We start from the raw sequence: 15,064 nt of genomic DNA on the forward strand, positions 1-15,064 counted from the left end.
TGCCTGGGGGCGTCCGGAGCCCAGGCACTGTACGAGCTTTCATCCTTCTTGTCCGCCCCGCTGCGCCCATTCGGGCGTCTGCTGACGCGTCAAGCGGCCTTCCTGAGATGCGGCTCCATGACAGTGCATACGCAGCAGCGGGAAAGCCCCCATCTTGTGAGGTCGCTACCTCCTTGATGGCGGCTATTCCCTCATGATCTGCCCACAAAAAAATCGCAGGCGAGAGGTTTCCACGAACCATCTCACCGGAGAGGAACAAATCTTCCGATCGATAGTTCGCGGGATATGGCAGCGCCGTTAACCATGCATGGGAGGATTCAATGTCAAACGAGTTTTCGGAAGGCGAAGTGGCGCCCTTGCGTCAGTCGCCACTACAAAGCGGAGAGCCCAATCCATCGACGACGAGCCCAGCACAGTTGGGCGATCTTAAAGACAAGGTCGCTGAAGACCTGAGTGCTGCGCGCGACACCATCAAGGAAGGCGCCGAGGCCGCGGTCGTCAAGGCGAAGGACGCCGTCTCCGAACAGACAAATTTCGCTGCCCGCCAGGTCGGCGGCATTGCAACTGCCCTTCAGAAAGTTGGCTCGGAGCTCGAAAAATCCGATCAATCCGAGGTCGGTCGATACGCCAGGCAGATCGGGACTAGCGTGCAAAGTTTTGCAAAGCAGATGGAGGGACGCGATCTCGGCGAAGTGTAACCGCTGTTCCACTCCCACGTTGTCCTCGCCGCCCTGATCTGTGATCGCCTATCCATGGACGAGCAACGGGAGTTTCTCCATGGAGAGTACATTGGAGGTTCTCACGACCAGGAACCCTGGACGTGAGGTTCACCGGCACTGGCCGGACGAGTTGAAGGCGCGGATCGTTTCGGAAAGCCTTCGGCCCGGCGCGATGGTCAATGAAGTCGCTGAGCGACACGGGCTGAAGCCGAACCACCTGTCGACTTGGAGAACGATGGCCCGGCAGGGCAAGCTGGTTCTGCCTGCACCCGAGGATGCGGTTGAGTTCGCATCGGTGATCGTTGATCCACCCGCTTCGGAGCTGCCGATCAAAAAAGTCAGCCGTCCCGAGATCATCGTCGGCGCTGTCACGATACGGCTGGAAGAAGGCGCGTCTGCCGCCCGGATCGCCGCTGTCGCGCGTGCTTGCGCGGTTCCAGCATGATCCTTCCCTCGAACCGCGTCCGGATTATGGTGGCAACAAAGCCCGTCGACTTCCGCAAAGGCCATGATGGATTGGCGGCGCTGGTAAAGAACGAGCTGCATAAAGACCCGTTCACAGGGACAGTCTTTATATTCCGGTCACGCAAAGCTGACCGGTTGAAGCTGATCTACTGGGATGGGAGCGGTCTGGTGATGGCCTACAAGCGGCTGGAGGAACATACGTTCACCTGGCCGGGCATCAAGGATGGTCTGATGACGTTGGGACATGCCCAGTTCGAGGCGCTGTTTGCAGGCCTTGACTGGCGTCGGGTTCGTGCCGTTGAGGCAAGAGCGCCGACCACCATCGAATAGGTGTGACACGATGACTCGGGCGACAAATCCGAGCGGTGAGACGAGGCAGAATTTGATAAAACTGCCACCATGTTGGACGCTGCCAATTTGCCGGACGATATTACTGCCTTGAAGGCGATGCTGCTCGCAGCGCAAGCGAGTGAAGTCCGCAAGGATGATCGGATCGAACGGCTGGAGAAGCTGGTCGCCGCTTTCAAGCAGGCTGCCTTCGGCCGCAAGTCCGAGAAGGCTGATCCCGAGCAATTCGACCTCGCATTGGAGGACCTGGAAACAGCCATAGCGGCCATCCATGCCGAAGATGAAGCCGATAGCCCCTCGGGCAAACCGAGCCCCAAATCTCGCGCTGCCAATCGTGGCTCTCTTCCCGCCCACCTTCCTCGTGTCGAAGAGACCATCGAGCCGGAGAGCTTGAGCTGCACCTGTGGCGGCGGATTGCATTGCATCGGTGAGGACGTGTCCGAGCGGCTGGATGTCATTCCTGCACAGTTCCGTGTCATCGTTACTCGTCGCCCCAAATACGCCTGCCGTGCCTGCACCGATGGCATATCTCAGGCTGCAGCACCTGCACGACTGATCCAGGCCGGATTGCCCACTGAGGCAACCATCGCGCATGTGCTGGTCTCCAAATATGCCGATCATCTGCCGCTCTACCGCCAGGCCCAGATCATGAGCCGCCAAGGGATTGATCTTGACCGCTCAACACTCGCCGACTGGGTCGGTCGGGCTGCTTTCGAACTGCGTCCGGTCTTCGACGCCTTGGTTGCCGACCTGAAGGGGTCAACGAAGCTCTTCATGGACGAGACCCGTGCTCCGGTGCTCGATCCCGGTTCCCGCAAAACCAAGACCGGATACTTCTGGGCGCTGGCCCGTGATGACCGACCGTGGGGCGGAGGTGCGCCGCCGGGGGTAGCCTTCACCTATGCCCCCGGTCGCGGCGGGTTACATGCCGAGCGGATATTGCAAGGATTCACGGGCATCCTTCAGGTGGATGGCTACGCCGGATATAATCGGCTGATCGCACCCGACCGAGCCGGTCGGGACGTCGCAAGCTGGTCGAGGTCACCCGGAACGGATCAGCGCCGATTGCGGAGGAAGGCGTGCGGCGGATCGGTGAACTCTATCGGATCGAGACGGAGCTGCGCGGCCTTCCCGCAGACGCTCGCCTAGCTGGGAGGCAGGCACGGTCAGCTCTGTTGATCGAAGACATGCGAGTCTGGCTCGGCCATCATCGCACCCGCGTTGCTGGCAAGTCGCCTCTCGGCGAAGCGCTTACCTACATCGCCAAATACTGGGATGGTCTTTGCGTCTTCCTGACCGACGGCCGCATCGAGATCGACAACAATACCGTTGAGCGGACCATCAGGCCAATAGCGCTAAACCGAAAGAACGCTCTCTTCGCCGGTCATGACTCTGGAGCGGAGAATTGGGCGACCATCGCATCGCTCGTCGAGACGTGTAAACTCAACGCCGTTGATCCATTTGGCTATCTGACCAGCACGCTAACGGCCCTCGTTAATGGCCATAAGCAGAGCCAAATTGCGCATCTCCTGCCTTGGAACTACCGGGTTGGTTAGACGATCGGCCCGAGGTTGTTGTCCAGTGGCGAGGTAAAGCTTGCCTCCGTTTTACCTTTTTCCAGAGTGAGTCCGAGACAATGCGAAGCGTCGGAACCTCGTGAATGATATGTTGCTCTGGGGAGTTGAGCCGAGACACCCGGCGTTCGCTCACTGGGTTCTTTCGGTATACGAGCCTGTTGAACACCAGGCGACCGATGTACATCTGATTATTTAGAATTCCGCTACCTCTTCGCCGGTGCCCCCGGATCGCCGTTCCTCTCCAAGCCTGCCCGCGAGGGCCTGGTATACCCTGCCCATTGAGGGTTTCTGCGATGGCGTCAGGACTTAGGCCTTTCACATATTGCTTAAATATCCACACGATGACGGCCGCCTCGGCGGCAATGATCTCCCTCAGGCCACGGATCAGTTCGCCGTCCGCTCCAATCATCTTTTTGATCGAGTAGCCGTAACAAATGCCGCCGGGAACTCGGCCCGTCTTCGCTACTGTCTTCATGCCTTCCCTGGTTCGATATCGAACCTGCTCTAGCATCTCGCTATTCAGGACCGCCCTCAGGCCAAGCTCCATGGCTGACACTTGAGAACCGCCATGTACGGTCCAAAGTTCAATGTCGTGGAACTGGAGCAGCTTCAACACTTTAGCGCTGTGTTCTAGGTCTCGCGAGAGCCGGTCAAGCGTAAGGCAAAGTAGGACATCGTAGGCACCCACTCGCGCCCCTGTCAGCGCAGCCTGAAGGCCTGGCCGTGTTTCGAAATTAGCGCCGCTAACGCCAGCATCAACATATGTCCCGCACAGCTTCCAACCGCGCTCCGCAACAAATGAAGCCCCCAGATCAAGCTGGGTTTCGATTGAAGCTGGGTTCTGTTGATCTGTTGAATACCGCGCGTAAATGACCACTCTCTTGCACATATTGGCCTCCCGATAACAATGGTAGGCCAAGGTATCACGACGCAGATGTGCTCAAGTGTTTGTCGATTTCTGCAGTCTTCAAAAGTTCGTCAAGGTGTGAACGGAGCTGCGCTTACGGCGAAGTAGCAACCATCGCCGAAGACTTCGGACGCAAGCAGCCACTAGCATTTCTTGGAATCGCGGCGTTGGCAGGGCTGGCGGCCAGCCGCTTTCTAACCGCCTCGGCAAGTCGATCGGCGAGGGCAAGCTCGCGACAGGAGAATACGGATATCCAATCCGATTTTTCCACGAAGAGCGGAGGGCCCGCAAATGGTTAAACCCACCGAAAACATCCCGCTCTCCGAACTCGTGAGCGGACTCGTGGCCGATCTGACGGGACTCCTACGCAAAGAAATCGACCTCGCCAAGACCGAAGCTTCTGAAAAACTCACACAGGCGCTGAGCGGCATCGAAGTTCTAATCGCTGGCGTGGTGCTCGCGATCGGCGCCGTCGGCGTCCTACTGAGCGCGCTTGTCGGCGGCCTTGCATCCTTTTTGGTCGGCCAAGGCATGACGCAGCCAAACGCCAGCGCGCTTGCCGCACTCGTTGTCGGCCTCATCATTGCTCTGATCGCCTGGGCGATGGTGTCACGAGGCTTGAGCGCACTGCGCGGGAGCAACTTGAAGCTTGATCGCACGACGACATCGCTGCGCCGCGACGTCGATGCCGTGAAGGAGAAGATCTGATGGCCAACGCAATTGAAAAGACATCCTCCGAGCTTCAGCGGGAGATCGACGCTGATCGCCTGCGTATTGGAGATCGCATAGACGCCATTCAGGAGCGAATGTCGCCGGGCCAGCTCATCGACGAGGTCCTGGCTTACGCGAAGGGCAGCGGGGGCGGCGAGTATGTCAGAAATCTCGGTCAGGCTTTGAAGGACAATCCGGTACCGGTCGCGTTGATGGGCGTCAGCCTCGCCTGGCTTATGGCAAAGCAACAATATCCGTCTTCGTCTGCCGCCCCATCGAGCGCTGGTTTGGATGATGACTATCCCCTTTATCAGGTCGAGGGACCTGTGCGGCGCATCGGTCCTCCGGAGAAAAACGGTGTCCGCTACAGCCATTTCGCCGACACCTCAGGGAAGCGGTTGAAAGCCCTTACCGACGATGCCGGACGCCGCGCCGGGCATTTCATGGACGACGCGGGAAAGACGTATCGGGGCTTTGCGGATGCCACCGGAAGGCAGATCGAGCAGATCGCCGACGAGACAGGAGCGATGTTTGACGCAGCGTCGGGATGGGCCTCAAAGACATGGGCTCAGGTCAAGGGCACCGCAAGCAATATCGGCACGCGTGCGTCGGATGCTGCCAGCGCGATCTCGGAGCGCTCCACGTCGGCAGGAACAAGCATGCAACAGCAGGCGAGCAAATTGAACGATGCCATTCTAACCCACTTCCGCGACCAACCGCTCGTCGGCGGCGCTCTCGCATTTGCGGTGGGCGCGGCGATCGGAGCGGCCTTGCCGCATACCGAAACCGAAGACGACTATCTCGGCGAAGCCGCCGACGCGGCGAAAGACACGGTTGCCGCCAAGGCGTCCTCGATGATGGATCAAGGAACGGAGATTGCATCTGACGTCTATAGCAAGACCGTTTCAGTCGCGTCCGACGTTCATGATGCTGCCAAGGCTCGGGTGGTCGAGGAGGCCGACGCGTTCAAATCAGGGGTGCGCAAGGGGGAACCGTAATCCCAGTAAGAAGCGTTGCCTACCGCAATTACACCCTGCCGAAAAGGAACTGCCAGTGCCCATTGGTCCCCACATCAAGCTGTCGAGCGTCGCCACCCTCCTTGTCGCGGTGGGGGGCGCACTCGTCGCACTGACGGGGACGCGTAGAGACACGCCAGACGGATCAGGGGAGAACGAACTTGAGGCTGGCCGCGGAAGGGACGCAAGCGTCCCCGAGGCGATCCCTGTGAAAGGGCTGCGCGATGTCTTTTGGCGGGTGATCCACGAAGTCAGCGATGATCGTGTGACACTCATCGCCGCTGGAGTGACGTTCTATCTGTTGTTGGGTCTCTTCCCATCGCTGTCGGCACTCGTCGCGCTCTACGGGCTGATCGCCGATCCGGCCACCATCGGCGACCACCTCCGGGAGCTGTCAGGATTGCTTCCGCCGGGCGCTTTCGATCTCATCGCCGATCGCATCAAGAGCCTCGCCGAAAGCCGCAGCTCGACGCTTGGCATCACTTTCTTCGGGGGCCTTGCCATCGCCCTTTGGAGCACGCACAGCGGCACGCTCGCGATCTTCGATGCGATGAACGTGGCCTACGAGGAGAAGGAAAAACGGGGACTGATAACGCTGAACCTCGTCGGTCTGTGCTTTACACTTGCAGCGATGCTTTCTGCCGCCACGATGATCGGGCTGGTCGCCGTCATGCCTGTGATACTTTCCTTTCTTTGGCTCGACCAATTCAAGGAGCACATGGCCCTGCTTCTGAGATGGCCTTTGTTGCTTTTGATCGTCGCCGCAGCGGTCACCGCCGTCTACCGCTTCGCCCCAAGCCGGCAACCCGCCAAGCTCCGTTGGATGACTTGGGGTGCCGGTCTCGTGACAGTATCATGGTTTGCAATGTCGCTCGGGTTTTCGTTCTATCTAAACCACTTCGCCAACTACAACGCGACGTACGGCGCCCTCGGGGCGCTGATCGGCTTCCTGGTCTGGATATGGATTTCCATCGTCATCCTGATCGTGGGAGGCGAGCTGAACGCGGAGCTGGAACACCAGACGGCGAGGGACACCACCACGGGAGCGCCGTTGCCGATGGGATCACGCGGGGCCCATGTGGCGGACACCCTTGGCGAGACCGCCGACCGAATGCGCTGATCGGCCCGACGCCGCCTTCGCAGCCAGTTAGTCCGGAAGTGCAAGTTCGCCCGTCTCCTACGTGCCGCGCCTTCGACCCGCCTGGCCCGTGGTCGCGTTCGTTTGGTCTCGAGTCCTCTCCAGGAATGAAGGCGAGGATCAGAAGCGCCCCGTTAAGAGTTCCACGCTGTTCGCATTGATGAAAGGAACGAACTGCGAAGTCGCGCCTTTCCTTCGAGCCGAACAAAGGAGTTTGGATCATGGGAAGCACCTCAGACAAGATCAAAGGCAAGACTAACGAAGTCGCTGGCAAGGCACGTCAGGCGGTCGGCAAGGCCGCGGATCATCACGAAGAGCAGGCAAAGGGCAGCGTTCAGGAAGCCAAGGGCAAGGCCCAGGTTGCCAAGGGCGAGGCCAAGGATGCTGTCAAGAAGGTCGTCGACAAGGCGTAGCCGCAAGATCCAGCACAGTCCAAATTCAGCCCGCGCTCGTCGTGGGCTCTTTCCACGAAAAAGAGGGCCACATGAAAGTCATCACTTTGGCCGCTACGGTCGTCACGCTCGGCCTTCTCACAGGAAACGCATTCGCTCAGGCTGCCGAGGATCCGGCCGTGAATGCATGCAAGTCCACCGGCCTTCTCGCTCTTCAGGAAAGCTCGCCGGACATCACCGATCTGGTCATGGACATGGAGAGCCTGGCGATCAGCAAGGCCGACACGAAGGTCGAGGACGTGGCCGTCAAGACCGTCATTCTGGGCGAAGCATACATCGCCCGCAAGGAAAAGACCGGCAAGCCAGACAGGTTCGTCTGTCTGCTTGGCGACAAGGGCAAGGTCCTGCTGACCTTCTTCACCGCCCAGTAGACCATGAGAGAGCCGGACAAATTAGCAGGGCCGGGTCGCCAGCTTATCTGAGCGGGAAACGCCGGCGTTGGGCGGACATACCGCCAATCCGCTTATGCTGCCCGGTATCGGCTCGACCACGCTGGAGGAATTACCGCCGGAAAGGGTCAATAGGGCAGGCGCAGTCCTGATGTTTCGAACTTTGCAGGAACATTCGCGGGCGGTCCCAGTTCGCTTCTAACAACTTCGGAGGAGAAGTCATGGAAGATGACCGCGAAGAAGCAATTAAAAGACTCGCACGCGAAAAATGGGAGAGCGAGGGCCGCCCCCAAGGATAGCACGAGCGTCACTGGCGAGAAGCCGCGGCTGAACTGGAAGGCAAGGATCCGGAGCTTCCGCAGACCTCGATCCCCGGCGAAGACGGCCACGCCGCCGCGACGTCCGGTGGGGACGGCTTCACCGAAGACGGCGAGGCCTCGTCACCAACTGAAGAGCCAACCGCCGTCTCACCAGGGGTCGTTCGAAAGTCCAAACGGTAGCCCGGCCTCGGTCCGCTCTCGTACCGGTCCTCGTAAATGAAACCGAGCAGACCTGGACGTTGGAAGCCTCGACACAGGAGAACGTCGATGGACGGAACGCACTGGGCAATACTCTTTGGAACGCTGACGCTCATCTGCTGGATGGGGGCGGGGCTAATCGCTGTGCTTGGCATCGGCGAGGAGATTCGTCATGGCGAGTCCAGCATCAAGACTGAAGTCGCGACTGTGGGTCTCGCCGTCGCGGGAGTGCCGTCCGAGCTTGCAATGGCGGCGGCGATGGTGTTGGCATGACAGGCGCGGACACCGTCCACAGTTCCCCGTGCCGCCGGCTGCTTTTCACCAGCGCCCATCCCTACGAAGCCGCCCGACGCGGAGTGTGATGCCGAACCGTCAACGTCGATTTTTACCCCGTGTCGCAACAGCCTCCGCTGCATGATCCGGCCACCGCTTCGAGGAAGGCCGCTAGCCGAACAACCCTCCGCCAGCGAGGTTTTTTGCAATACAGGAGCATGAGATAACGGGACACGTGGGTCCTCCTTCGACCGCACGGCGCGACCGATCCAGCGCCCGGAGGCTCTGCAGGCAACGGCTTCGCTACGCAGCGCGGCCTAGCGTCAGATGGTAAATAGCCCCCAGGAACCACGGCCGGCGGCTGATGTTCGGAGAGAGGAGATCCACATCATGTCACAACGAAATCTCACCGGGAGGAGAGTACTTGTCGTCGCTTCATGCAGCGAAAACTATCGCCGAAGCTCTGGTGGAGCAGGGGGGCGAAGACGTCGGACAGTTTTCCAAGCCCGAGGAATGCCTGCCTTATTGCGGCGGCAACCTGATCGACGCCACGATTGTCGACGTCAAATCAGCTACGTGGACTCGTTCCCTATTGCTGACCGGCTGGTGCATGAAGGTATTCCTTTCATAGCGCCGAGGGAGGAACAAGGTTGCATTTCAATCCGATAGCACCATTTGCTCGTCCACTCGGCGGACAGCGGCTGGTGGACCTATGCTGCGGGTCACGTTTGTCAGAGCGGAAACTCTCGCCGGCGAGCCGACCGCGGAGCAGATGCCTCAGAGCCGCGGGTCGACGCGAGCTATGGCAGGGAGGTCTGCTCTCGCGCACCCCACGCCCGCACGTCATCATGAAGCTCGTTGTGCTGCCGTCTCTCCTCGAGGGCCACGTCAATGTCCTGACTTTAACCGTCCCCGAGCGAGGCTTGTCTCTTGACGTCGACTTGTGGGTCGCCGGCTTCTAGGACGTCACGCGGCACGCGCAGCAGTTGCCATCCAGTCATACGCCGGGGAGGTCCATGCCTTGCGTGCCGCGCCGTTCGAGTAATCAACGGGACTAGCGCCCTTAGGTTCCTCGTCTGCCGAAACTATTCGAACTGTCCACGCGGCTCACGGCAGTGGGCTACGAAAGACGCATTGTGCGCTCGGCCATTCTCCTGAATTGAGAAGCAGTCGCTCAAGGTCCGGCTCTTCTACACGTCGGGCCGCATCCGCCCCGTCAACCAGGCGGCCTCATCATAGACGAAATCGCCAAGGGGTTTCTTCTTCGCCCTGCCGAACACCAGCTTCCTCCCAAGCTTCACGCTCCGCCACCTTCCTGGCCTTGAGGCCCGAGAGCGGCCGCCGTTTCGGTATCATCCAGCGTCGTGCTGAGAAGTACCTCGGGGCCATCAAGTGTGGTGCGGAAGCAGAGCGCCATACTGCTGGATCGGTCGGATGGAGGCAGTTTCGTTCATGTCATTGCTCGAATTTCAACTTCCCTCGAACCGTGTTGCCGGCGCGAGGTTCCCCTGCCGTCAGCGCCAGAAGCGCTTCGTGTCCAACCACCTCGTCCACCTACGCCTGCGCCTTTGATGAGGGCGTCCTTGTCACGATGCGACACGTCCCGTATCTCGGGTGCCCCCAAAATTGGAGAGAAGGAAATGCGAACACTAAACCTCATCACGTTGCTGCTTGTTATCGTCGGCGGCATCAACTGGTTGTTTGTCGGCATTGCGAATGTCGATCTGGTCGCCGCGCTGTTCGGCGGCGATAGCGCGCTGTCGACAATTGTCTAGATCCTCGTCGGCCTTTCCGCCCTGTGGCAGCTCGTGCCGCTTATCATGGTCTTCTCGATCGGGGAAACGGCAGCCGAGGCAAATAAGGGCCGCTTTGATTAGCGCCCGAGAACGATAGCGCCTTCCTGCCTGACAACATCGGCAAAGGTAATACCCAAGACCAGGGCTTCGATACCCGTGAGGCGAGCGCGGCCACGTCCATCCGGTACCTTCTTCATTTCTGGTAAGTCTTCTTGAATGGCCAACACACTGCTCGACCTTTCCTAGCCGGGTTCCATGACGCACAGCATTTGTGCGCTATCCGGTAGCTGGTTCGTCGTAAGCGAAGTGGCCCGCGTGCCTCGCCATGTGTTCGCAAGCCGGTACACGACTAGCTCAGGAACAGGGCCAGCCAATCGTCGCCCAAATGGAGACGCCGCGGCTCGTCCTTCACATTTGCCGCTCACAATCGCTGTCGAAACGGTTCGGCTCTCTCATGGTGGGCCGTGAAGGCCTGGCCACCGTCGAGGCCAGCTCGTTGCGCCGTACTTCGTCGGCCGGAGCCTGCGCCTGAACACGGTGGGCGTCTTCATCGCGGTATCGTTCTGGGCATGGCTCTGGTCGGCGGTCGGCATGCTGGTGGCCGTCCCTCTTCTCGTCGCCATCAACACGTTCTGCGAACATATCGACGGTCTCAGCGGTCTTAAAAAGTTCCTCTTAGGAGCCGAAGGCGATGCCGCCTCGTAGCCGTCGCTTCCTCCTCAAAACTAAACGAAGGCTGTCAGGCCATAAGACCAGCCGAACGAAGAGCATCTTCGATGACTTTTTGCACGCCACTCACAGGCCGATGCTCGTCCGGAATTGGCGGCATCTGTCGAAAGTCGTCCGCGCGGGCTTCGCCGATCTCGTCCAGCCTTTCAAAGGAGGTGATCAGGTCCCAGGAGCGCGCGATCATCTGAGTGGAGGAGACTCCATGGTCCAGCATGAACAGCGCCGCCCGCCCGTAGCCGCTGGCCAGGTCGATCGGGGTTCCGTGCGCCATGCCGATTCAATCGCCGGTCTTCCCAGGCCATCCGTCCAGGTCTGCAGCGAATACCCTTTGCCATCTCCGAGCATTGAATCCCCGCTGTCCAGTTCGTGGACCCCCATCCACTGTTGCGCGATCGCTCGCGCATTCGCATCGACGACCGTCGCGTCGCTGGATCCATGCCAGAGGGAGATGGACGGCCATCTTCCTTGATGAGACGACGCTGCGCGCAGGAGCGACTGCAAATGCGCGGCATCGGGAATTCCATGCCCTCGCATGCGGTCGAATGCCTGCCGCATGGAGGCCGCCGTGCCGTACGGAGTCCTGCGATCATTGCGCCGGCGGCGAAGACTTCGGGATAGGTGGCCAGCATGACGTTCGCCATCGCGCCGCCCGCCGAAAGACCAGTGATGAATATCCTCTCCTCGTCGACCCTGTATCGCTCGACGACGGTATGGATCATCGAACGGATCGAAAGGGCCTCGCCATGGCCGCGGGTGATATCGCCCGTTTGGAACCAGTTGAAACAGAGATTGGCGTTGTTCTCATGACGCTGTTGCGGGAAAAGGACCACAAAGCCGTGATCATCAGCAAGGCGCGACCAGCCGGAGCCGGCATCAGCAGGTGGGAATAACCTTCGTCCCATTCCTTGCCCTCCCGCCCGGCGCGACTATAGCGGAAACGCGGCTAAGGAAAATGTCGCTTTTGAACAGCGGATTGGCGCACGGGTTCGGATGCGCGGGGGCGCCGCTTGGCGGAACCCCGCGAGAAAGCCCAAAGCTAAGCGCAACGCCGCAATGCGCGGACTGGCCATCGATTTGAATGCCCGAATTCCGAGGTCCAACGCCGCGAGCCGTCAGTCCGCAATCGGCCCCAAGTTGGACGTCCCTCGTGGGAGAACCCACCACGTCTGTTGCGCAACGCAGGCATCCGAGCCTGCCAATCGGGCATCCGGAACCCCTCGCAAATACTAACGTATCAGAGTCATCCTGCCTTTAGTCAGAGCGACTTTTGGAAAAGTAAGTATTCCACATTTTGGTTAGGGGCTGGCTGCCGAAGCAGGGCAGTTTTCATCAGCATTCAGGGATCGCGCAACCGGTCCCGACGCAGGAAACGAATAAGGAGGCCTCAGGTTCCAGCCCGACTATTCGATCGAAAAGAAGCCCCGCCGAAACGGGGCAGTTTGACGAAGAAGGACCGCGCGGCCTTCCAAGGGCAAGGAAGGGGCAAACAGTAACCCGTGCCACACGATCCCAATTAAATAAACGATCTATAAGCCGGTGAGTTCCGGGTTTTAGGCGCATCAAGCCCTGAACCGTTCACGTCCTTCATTTCGTGGAAGCTGCTGTTCGATCAGGTAGCGCGCAAGTGCAGTGATGCCGCCGTCGTCGGCTGGATCGGTCTCCAGCAACTCCAGAGCGCGCTCGAAGATTGGTCCTTGCTCCTCGGCGGTAATGAGGCCCTTTTTCTCAAGATGCTCCATCAGTGCCGCATGAAGTGCTGAGGTCGAAAGGGAAACGGCGGATGAGGAGATAAGGGCGTGGTCTGCCAGGACGGACGCCTGAATGCTCCGCGATGAGCGGCGGTTCCTAGCAGCTCGCAACACACGGCGGCATCTTTCAATCACTGGCATTATTCTCCCGGCAGCTAAAACGCACGGTGGCGTAACGTAACTCAGGAAGCGCGGGAAGACGGCCTTAAGTCCGAGTGATGATTGGGCTGGTGATCAGATCACCAGCCGCTTCAAGGAAGGCTCATCCTTAACGCCGTGCTGGTAGAAATGGATGATAATCGTCGCGAGCTCCTCGCGGGCTTCGTCACTTGTGACATGCTTGGCTTCACAAACCTGATCAAAGACGCGCTGACACATGGCCACCTCCTCGTCCTGCATCGGAATCTGGTCTGAAAGTATTCGCGCTTGGATCATCGAAGGCGCACCGACCTCGCTATTTTGAATTGTAGGGCGCAGAGGGGCAAATGGAAGGGGTTACGACCAGGGCTCGTCCAAACGTGTCAGAAATGGCGAGCCCTGTCGCATACCACGGCGCTGGTTGGAGAGCGGATGCCGCGGCTAGGTGCTGTGCTTGGCGGCTACAGCGCTTAAAAATAAAGCTCCAGCGGGCCTGCCCGTCAATCATCAATTCGGATTAGGACAGGCCGGCTAAAGCAAGGGCCCGCCCCTAGGAAGGCGAGCCCGAGCCGCGTTAGATGGTTCCGCCGAACCTCCGCTGAAATTGTCCAAGGGTCCAGCTCTGACAATTTCCCGTTCAGAGTGTCAGATAGAACCTATCGGTCATAGTAGCTAAATGGGATTAGGATGATAGCGGACGCAACCCCAGCCGATTGCGTTGGACAGCGCGGCCAAGCGACCAAACAAAGCTGGTTCCGTAATGTTCCAAAAAAACACTGGAAAAGGTGGCCGCGCGGCACCCGGATGAGAGCTGCAATCCGACATCACTAACGACTGAGGTAAGGAAGACTACCGCGCGGCCGTCATCCAAACGCTCGAGATACGCAACCCTTCCCGTCCGGTAGCGTACGGACCAGCCCCGCCAGACCGGGGAAGGGAGGCTGGATGAACTCAATCCAGCACCACGGACCTGAACGGGAGAACCGCGACGAGATCTCCGTTTTCATCAACGATCTCGAATTGCATCGAGGGTATCCGCTCTCCCCTATGGACCAAACCCGCGACGAGCTCGCGGGCGGAGTTGACTGCCTCTTCATGAACTGCCGCAAGATTTAGCAGATCGAGACCTTCGTCGTCTTCGACGAATTCATCGCCTGCACGGATATGGAAGTAATATTTCGCCATCTACCAACAACCGAAAGGGGCGGTCTCCTAGTTCGCAGACAATCAAAACTTCACATTGTTCCTGTCCGGTTAGCGCGCCCGCCCAGGATGACCGAGCGGTGCCAGGACGAAGGGTCGGGTCATCGCTGGCCTTTAACAGGACGGCTGCCGCGCGGCCATATCGATAACTAACCGGCACCAGCGACGTTCCAGTCCGCTACCGTACGGTCAAAAAGAAGATCGGATGATTGGGGCTCCGGCTGCCTCCCTGCGTGAGAGTAGCGGGAGATCGATCTTCCGGGCAGGCTCCAATGGTTCAACCGGTCAGGAGATCTGCCATGGAACTGTTCGTCGGTCTTGATGTTTCCGTTCGCACCACCAGCGTCTGCGTGATGGACACGAGTGGTAAACTCATCAAAGAGGGCAAGGTTGAGACCGAGCCGGATGCGATCGGCGCCTTGCTTCATGCAATTGGCGGCCCCTATAAGCGTGTCGGCCTTGAGGCCGGTCCGCTGTCGCAATGGCTCTACAGCGGCCTGGCAGCCGCAGGCTATCCGGTGATCTGCGTCGAAACACGGCACATGAAGGCTGCGCTCTCGGCTCAGATCAACAAGACCGATCGCAACGACGCCCGCGGCATTGCGCAGATGATGCGTGTGGGGCTTTACAAGCCAGTCCATGTCAAGACCGTCGGAAGCCAAGAGATCCGGATGCTGCTGACCGCGCGCAAGTTCGTGCAGACGAAGATTCTCGATGTGGAGAATAACTTGCGCGGCCTACTACGCAACTTCGGACTCAAGGTGGGAGCCGTGACCAAACTGCAGTTCGAGCGGCGTATTATCGAGTTGCTCAAACAATCCCCGCATCTACGCTTGGTAATCGACCCTCTCCTGAAAGTCCGCCGCGTGCTGAGAGAGCAGTTTCGGCACCTGCAAAGGGCCATGGAACGGCTGGCCGAGAGCGACGACACCTGCAA

Annotated in this window: 18 protein-coding genes and 4 pseudogenes; 16 read left to right on the forward strand and 6 right to left on the reverse strand. The window is 59.4% G+C overall.

Annotated elements, in window-relative coordinates:
- Positions 1–320 precede the first annotated feature (320 nt).
- The 4 genes and pseudogenes from ACPYOJ_RS20645 to tnpC all read left to right on the forward strand — a co-directional run bounded on the left by ACPYOJ_RS20645 (position 321) and on the right by tnpC (position 3,088).
- On the forward strand, positions 321–698 hold the full coding sequence (locus tag ACPYOJ_RS20645; RefSeq protein WP_481417910.1) for a hypothetical protein: 378 nt from the start codon (positions 321–323) through the stop codon (positions 696–698).
- 79 nt (positions 699–777) lie between these two features.
- Positions 778–1,164: an IS66-like element accessory protein TnpA gene (gene tnpA, locus ACPYOJ_RS20650; protein WP_481417911.1), complete on the forward strand. Its 387-nt coding sequence runs from the start codon at positions 778–780 to the stop codon at positions 1,162–1,164.
- Entirely contained in the window at positions 1,161–1,514 is a 354-nt protein-coding gene (gene tnpB / locus ACPYOJ_RS20655; protein WP_481417912.1) for an IS66 family insertion sequence element accessory protein TnpB, read from the forward strand. Before tnpA ends, tnpB begins: the two co-directional genes overlap by 4 nt.
- 69 nt (positions 1,515–1,583) lie before the next feature.
- Positions 1,584–3,088 (forward strand): annotated as a pseudogene (tnpC, locus tag ACPYOJ_RS20660) (IS66 family transposase).
- Here tnpC and ACPYOJ_RS20665 read toward each other — a convergent pair.
- Positions 3,027–3,998: a recombinase family protein gene (locus ACPYOJ_RS20665; protein WP_481417913.1), complete on the reverse strand. Its 972-nt coding sequence runs from the start codon at positions 3,996–3,998 to the stop codon at positions 3,027–3,029. The pseudogene tnpC and the gene ACPYOJ_RS20665 sit on opposite strands and share 62 nt — an antisense overlap.
- 116 nt (positions 3,999–4,114) lie before the next feature.
- Between ACPYOJ_RS20665 and ACPYOJ_RS20670 the strand changes: the two are divergent.
- The 11 genes and pseudogenes from ACPYOJ_RS20670 to ACPYOJ_RS20720 form a co-directional block, all read left to right on the forward strand.
- Positions 4,115–4,315, forward strand: a pseudogene (locus ACPYOJ_RS20670) (nutrient deprivation-induced protein); the annotation flags it as partial.
- Positions 4,308–4,724 carry a phage holin family protein gene (locus ACPYOJ_RS20675; RefSeq protein ID WP_481417914.1) on the forward strand — a complete coding sequence of 139 codons (417 nt, stop codon included), beginning with the start codon at positions 4,308–4,310 and terminating at the stop codon, positions 4,722–4,724. The pseudogene ACPYOJ_RS20670 and the gene ACPYOJ_RS20675, both read left to right, overlap by 8 nt.
- Positions 4,724–5,725 carry a DUF3618 domain-containing protein gene (locus ACPYOJ_RS20680; RefSeq protein WP_481417915.1) on the forward strand — a complete coding sequence of 334 codons (1,002 nt, stop codon included), beginning with the start codon at positions 4,724–4,726 and terminating at the stop codon, positions 5,723–5,725. The genes ACPYOJ_RS20675 and ACPYOJ_RS20680 overlap by 1 nt, the downstream gene beginning before the upstream one ends.
- A gap of 55 nt (positions 5,726–5,780) precedes the next feature.
- On the forward strand, positions 5,781–6,863 hold the full coding sequence (locus tag ACPYOJ_RS20685) for a YihY/virulence factor BrkB family protein (protein ID WP_481417916.1): 1,083 nt from the start codon (positions 5,781–5,783) through the stop codon (positions 6,861–6,863).
- A 239-nt stretch (positions 6,864–7,102) separates the two neighbouring features.
- Positions 7,103–7,294 carry a CsbD family protein gene (locus ACPYOJ_RS20690; RefSeq protein ID WP_481417917.1) on the forward strand — a complete coding sequence of 64 codons (192 nt, stop codon included), beginning with the start codon at positions 7,103–7,105 and terminating at the stop codon, positions 7,292–7,294.
- Between the two features lie 71 nt (positions 7,295–7,365).
- The gene (locus ACPYOJ_RS20695; protein ID WP_481417918.1) at positions 7,366–7,704 is read left to right on the forward strand and encodes a hypothetical protein; all 339 of its coding nucleotides are present in this window, start codon (positions 7,366–7,368) and stop codon (positions 7,702–7,704) included.
- Positions 7,705–7,943: 239 nt separating this feature from the next.
- Positions 7,944–8,021: a DUF2934 domain-containing protein gene (locus ACPYOJ_RS20700; protein WP_481417927.1), complete on the forward strand. Its 78-nt coding sequence runs from the start codon at positions 7,944–7,946 to the stop codon at positions 8,019–8,021.
- A 288-nt stretch (positions 8,022–8,309) separates the two neighbouring features.
- Positions 8,310–8,513 (forward strand): hypothetical protein, encoded by a 204-nt coding sequence (locus tag ACPYOJ_RS20705; protein ID WP_481417919.1) that lies wholly within the window; start codon positions 8,310–8,312, stop codon positions 8,511–8,513.
- A 424-nt stretch (positions 8,514–8,937) separates the two neighbouring features.
- The gene (locus ACPYOJ_RS20710) at positions 8,938–9,144 is read left to right on the forward strand and encodes a hypothetical protein (protein ID WP_481417920.1); all 207 of its coding nucleotides are present in this window, start codon (positions 8,938–8,940) and stop codon (positions 9,142–9,144) included.
- A gap of 1,009 nt (positions 9,145–10,153) precedes the next feature.
- Entirely contained in the window at positions 10,154–10,288 is a 135-nt protein-coding gene (locus tag ACPYOJ_RS20715) for a DUF378 domain-containing protein (protein WP_481417921.1), read from the forward strand.
- A 519-nt stretch (positions 10,289–10,807) separates the two neighbouring features.
- Positions 10,808–11,014 (forward strand): annotated as a pseudogene (locus ACPYOJ_RS20720) (AI-2E family transporter); the annotation flags it as partial.
- Between the two features lie 34 nt (positions 11,015–11,048).
- Here the strand turns inward: ACPYOJ_RS20720 and ACPYOJ_RS20725 are convergent.
- The 5 genes and pseudogenes from ACPYOJ_RS20725 to ACPYOJ_RS20745 all read right to left on the reverse strand — a co-directional run bounded on the left by ACPYOJ_RS20725 (position 11,049) and on the right by ACPYOJ_RS20745 (position 14,109).
- The gene (locus tag ACPYOJ_RS20725) at positions 11,049–11,309 is read right to left on the reverse strand and encodes a hypothetical protein (RefSeq protein ID WP_481417929.1); all 261 of its coding nucleotides are present in this window, start codon (positions 11,307–11,309) and stop codon (positions 11,049–11,051) included.
- A gap of 355 nt (positions 11,310–11,664) precedes the next feature.
- Positions 11,665–11,940, reverse strand: a pseudogene (locus tag ACPYOJ_RS20730) (CE1 family esterase); the annotation flags it as partial.
- A 657-nt stretch (positions 11,941–12,597) separates the two neighbouring features.
- Positions 12,598–12,777, reverse strand: coding sequence for a hypothetical protein (locus tag ACPYOJ_RS20735; RefSeq protein ID WP_481417922.1), 180 nt, complete (start codon positions 12,775–12,777; stop codon positions 12,598–12,600).
- Between the two features lie 243 nt (positions 12,778–13,020).
- Positions 13,021–13,164: a hypothetical protein gene (locus ACPYOJ_RS20740; protein ID WP_481417923.1), complete on the reverse strand. Its 144-nt coding sequence runs from the start codon at positions 13,162–13,164 to the stop codon at positions 13,021–13,023.
- Positions 13,165–13,875: 711 nt separating this feature from the next.
- The gene (locus ACPYOJ_RS20745) at positions 13,876–14,109 is read right to left on the reverse strand and encodes a DUF6894 family protein (protein ID WP_481417924.1); all 234 of its coding nucleotides are present in this window, start codon (positions 14,107–14,109) and stop codon (positions 13,876–13,878) included.
- Positions 14,110–14,426: 317 nt separating this feature from the next.
- Here ACPYOJ_RS20745 and ACPYOJ_RS20750 point away from each other — a divergent pair.
- On the forward strand, positions 14,427–15,064 hold a 638-nt coding region (locus tag ACPYOJ_RS20750; protein WP_481417925.1), incomplete at its 3' end, for an IS110 family transposase.

The organism is Rhizobium sp. SVR5-9E (assembly GCF_056755095.1).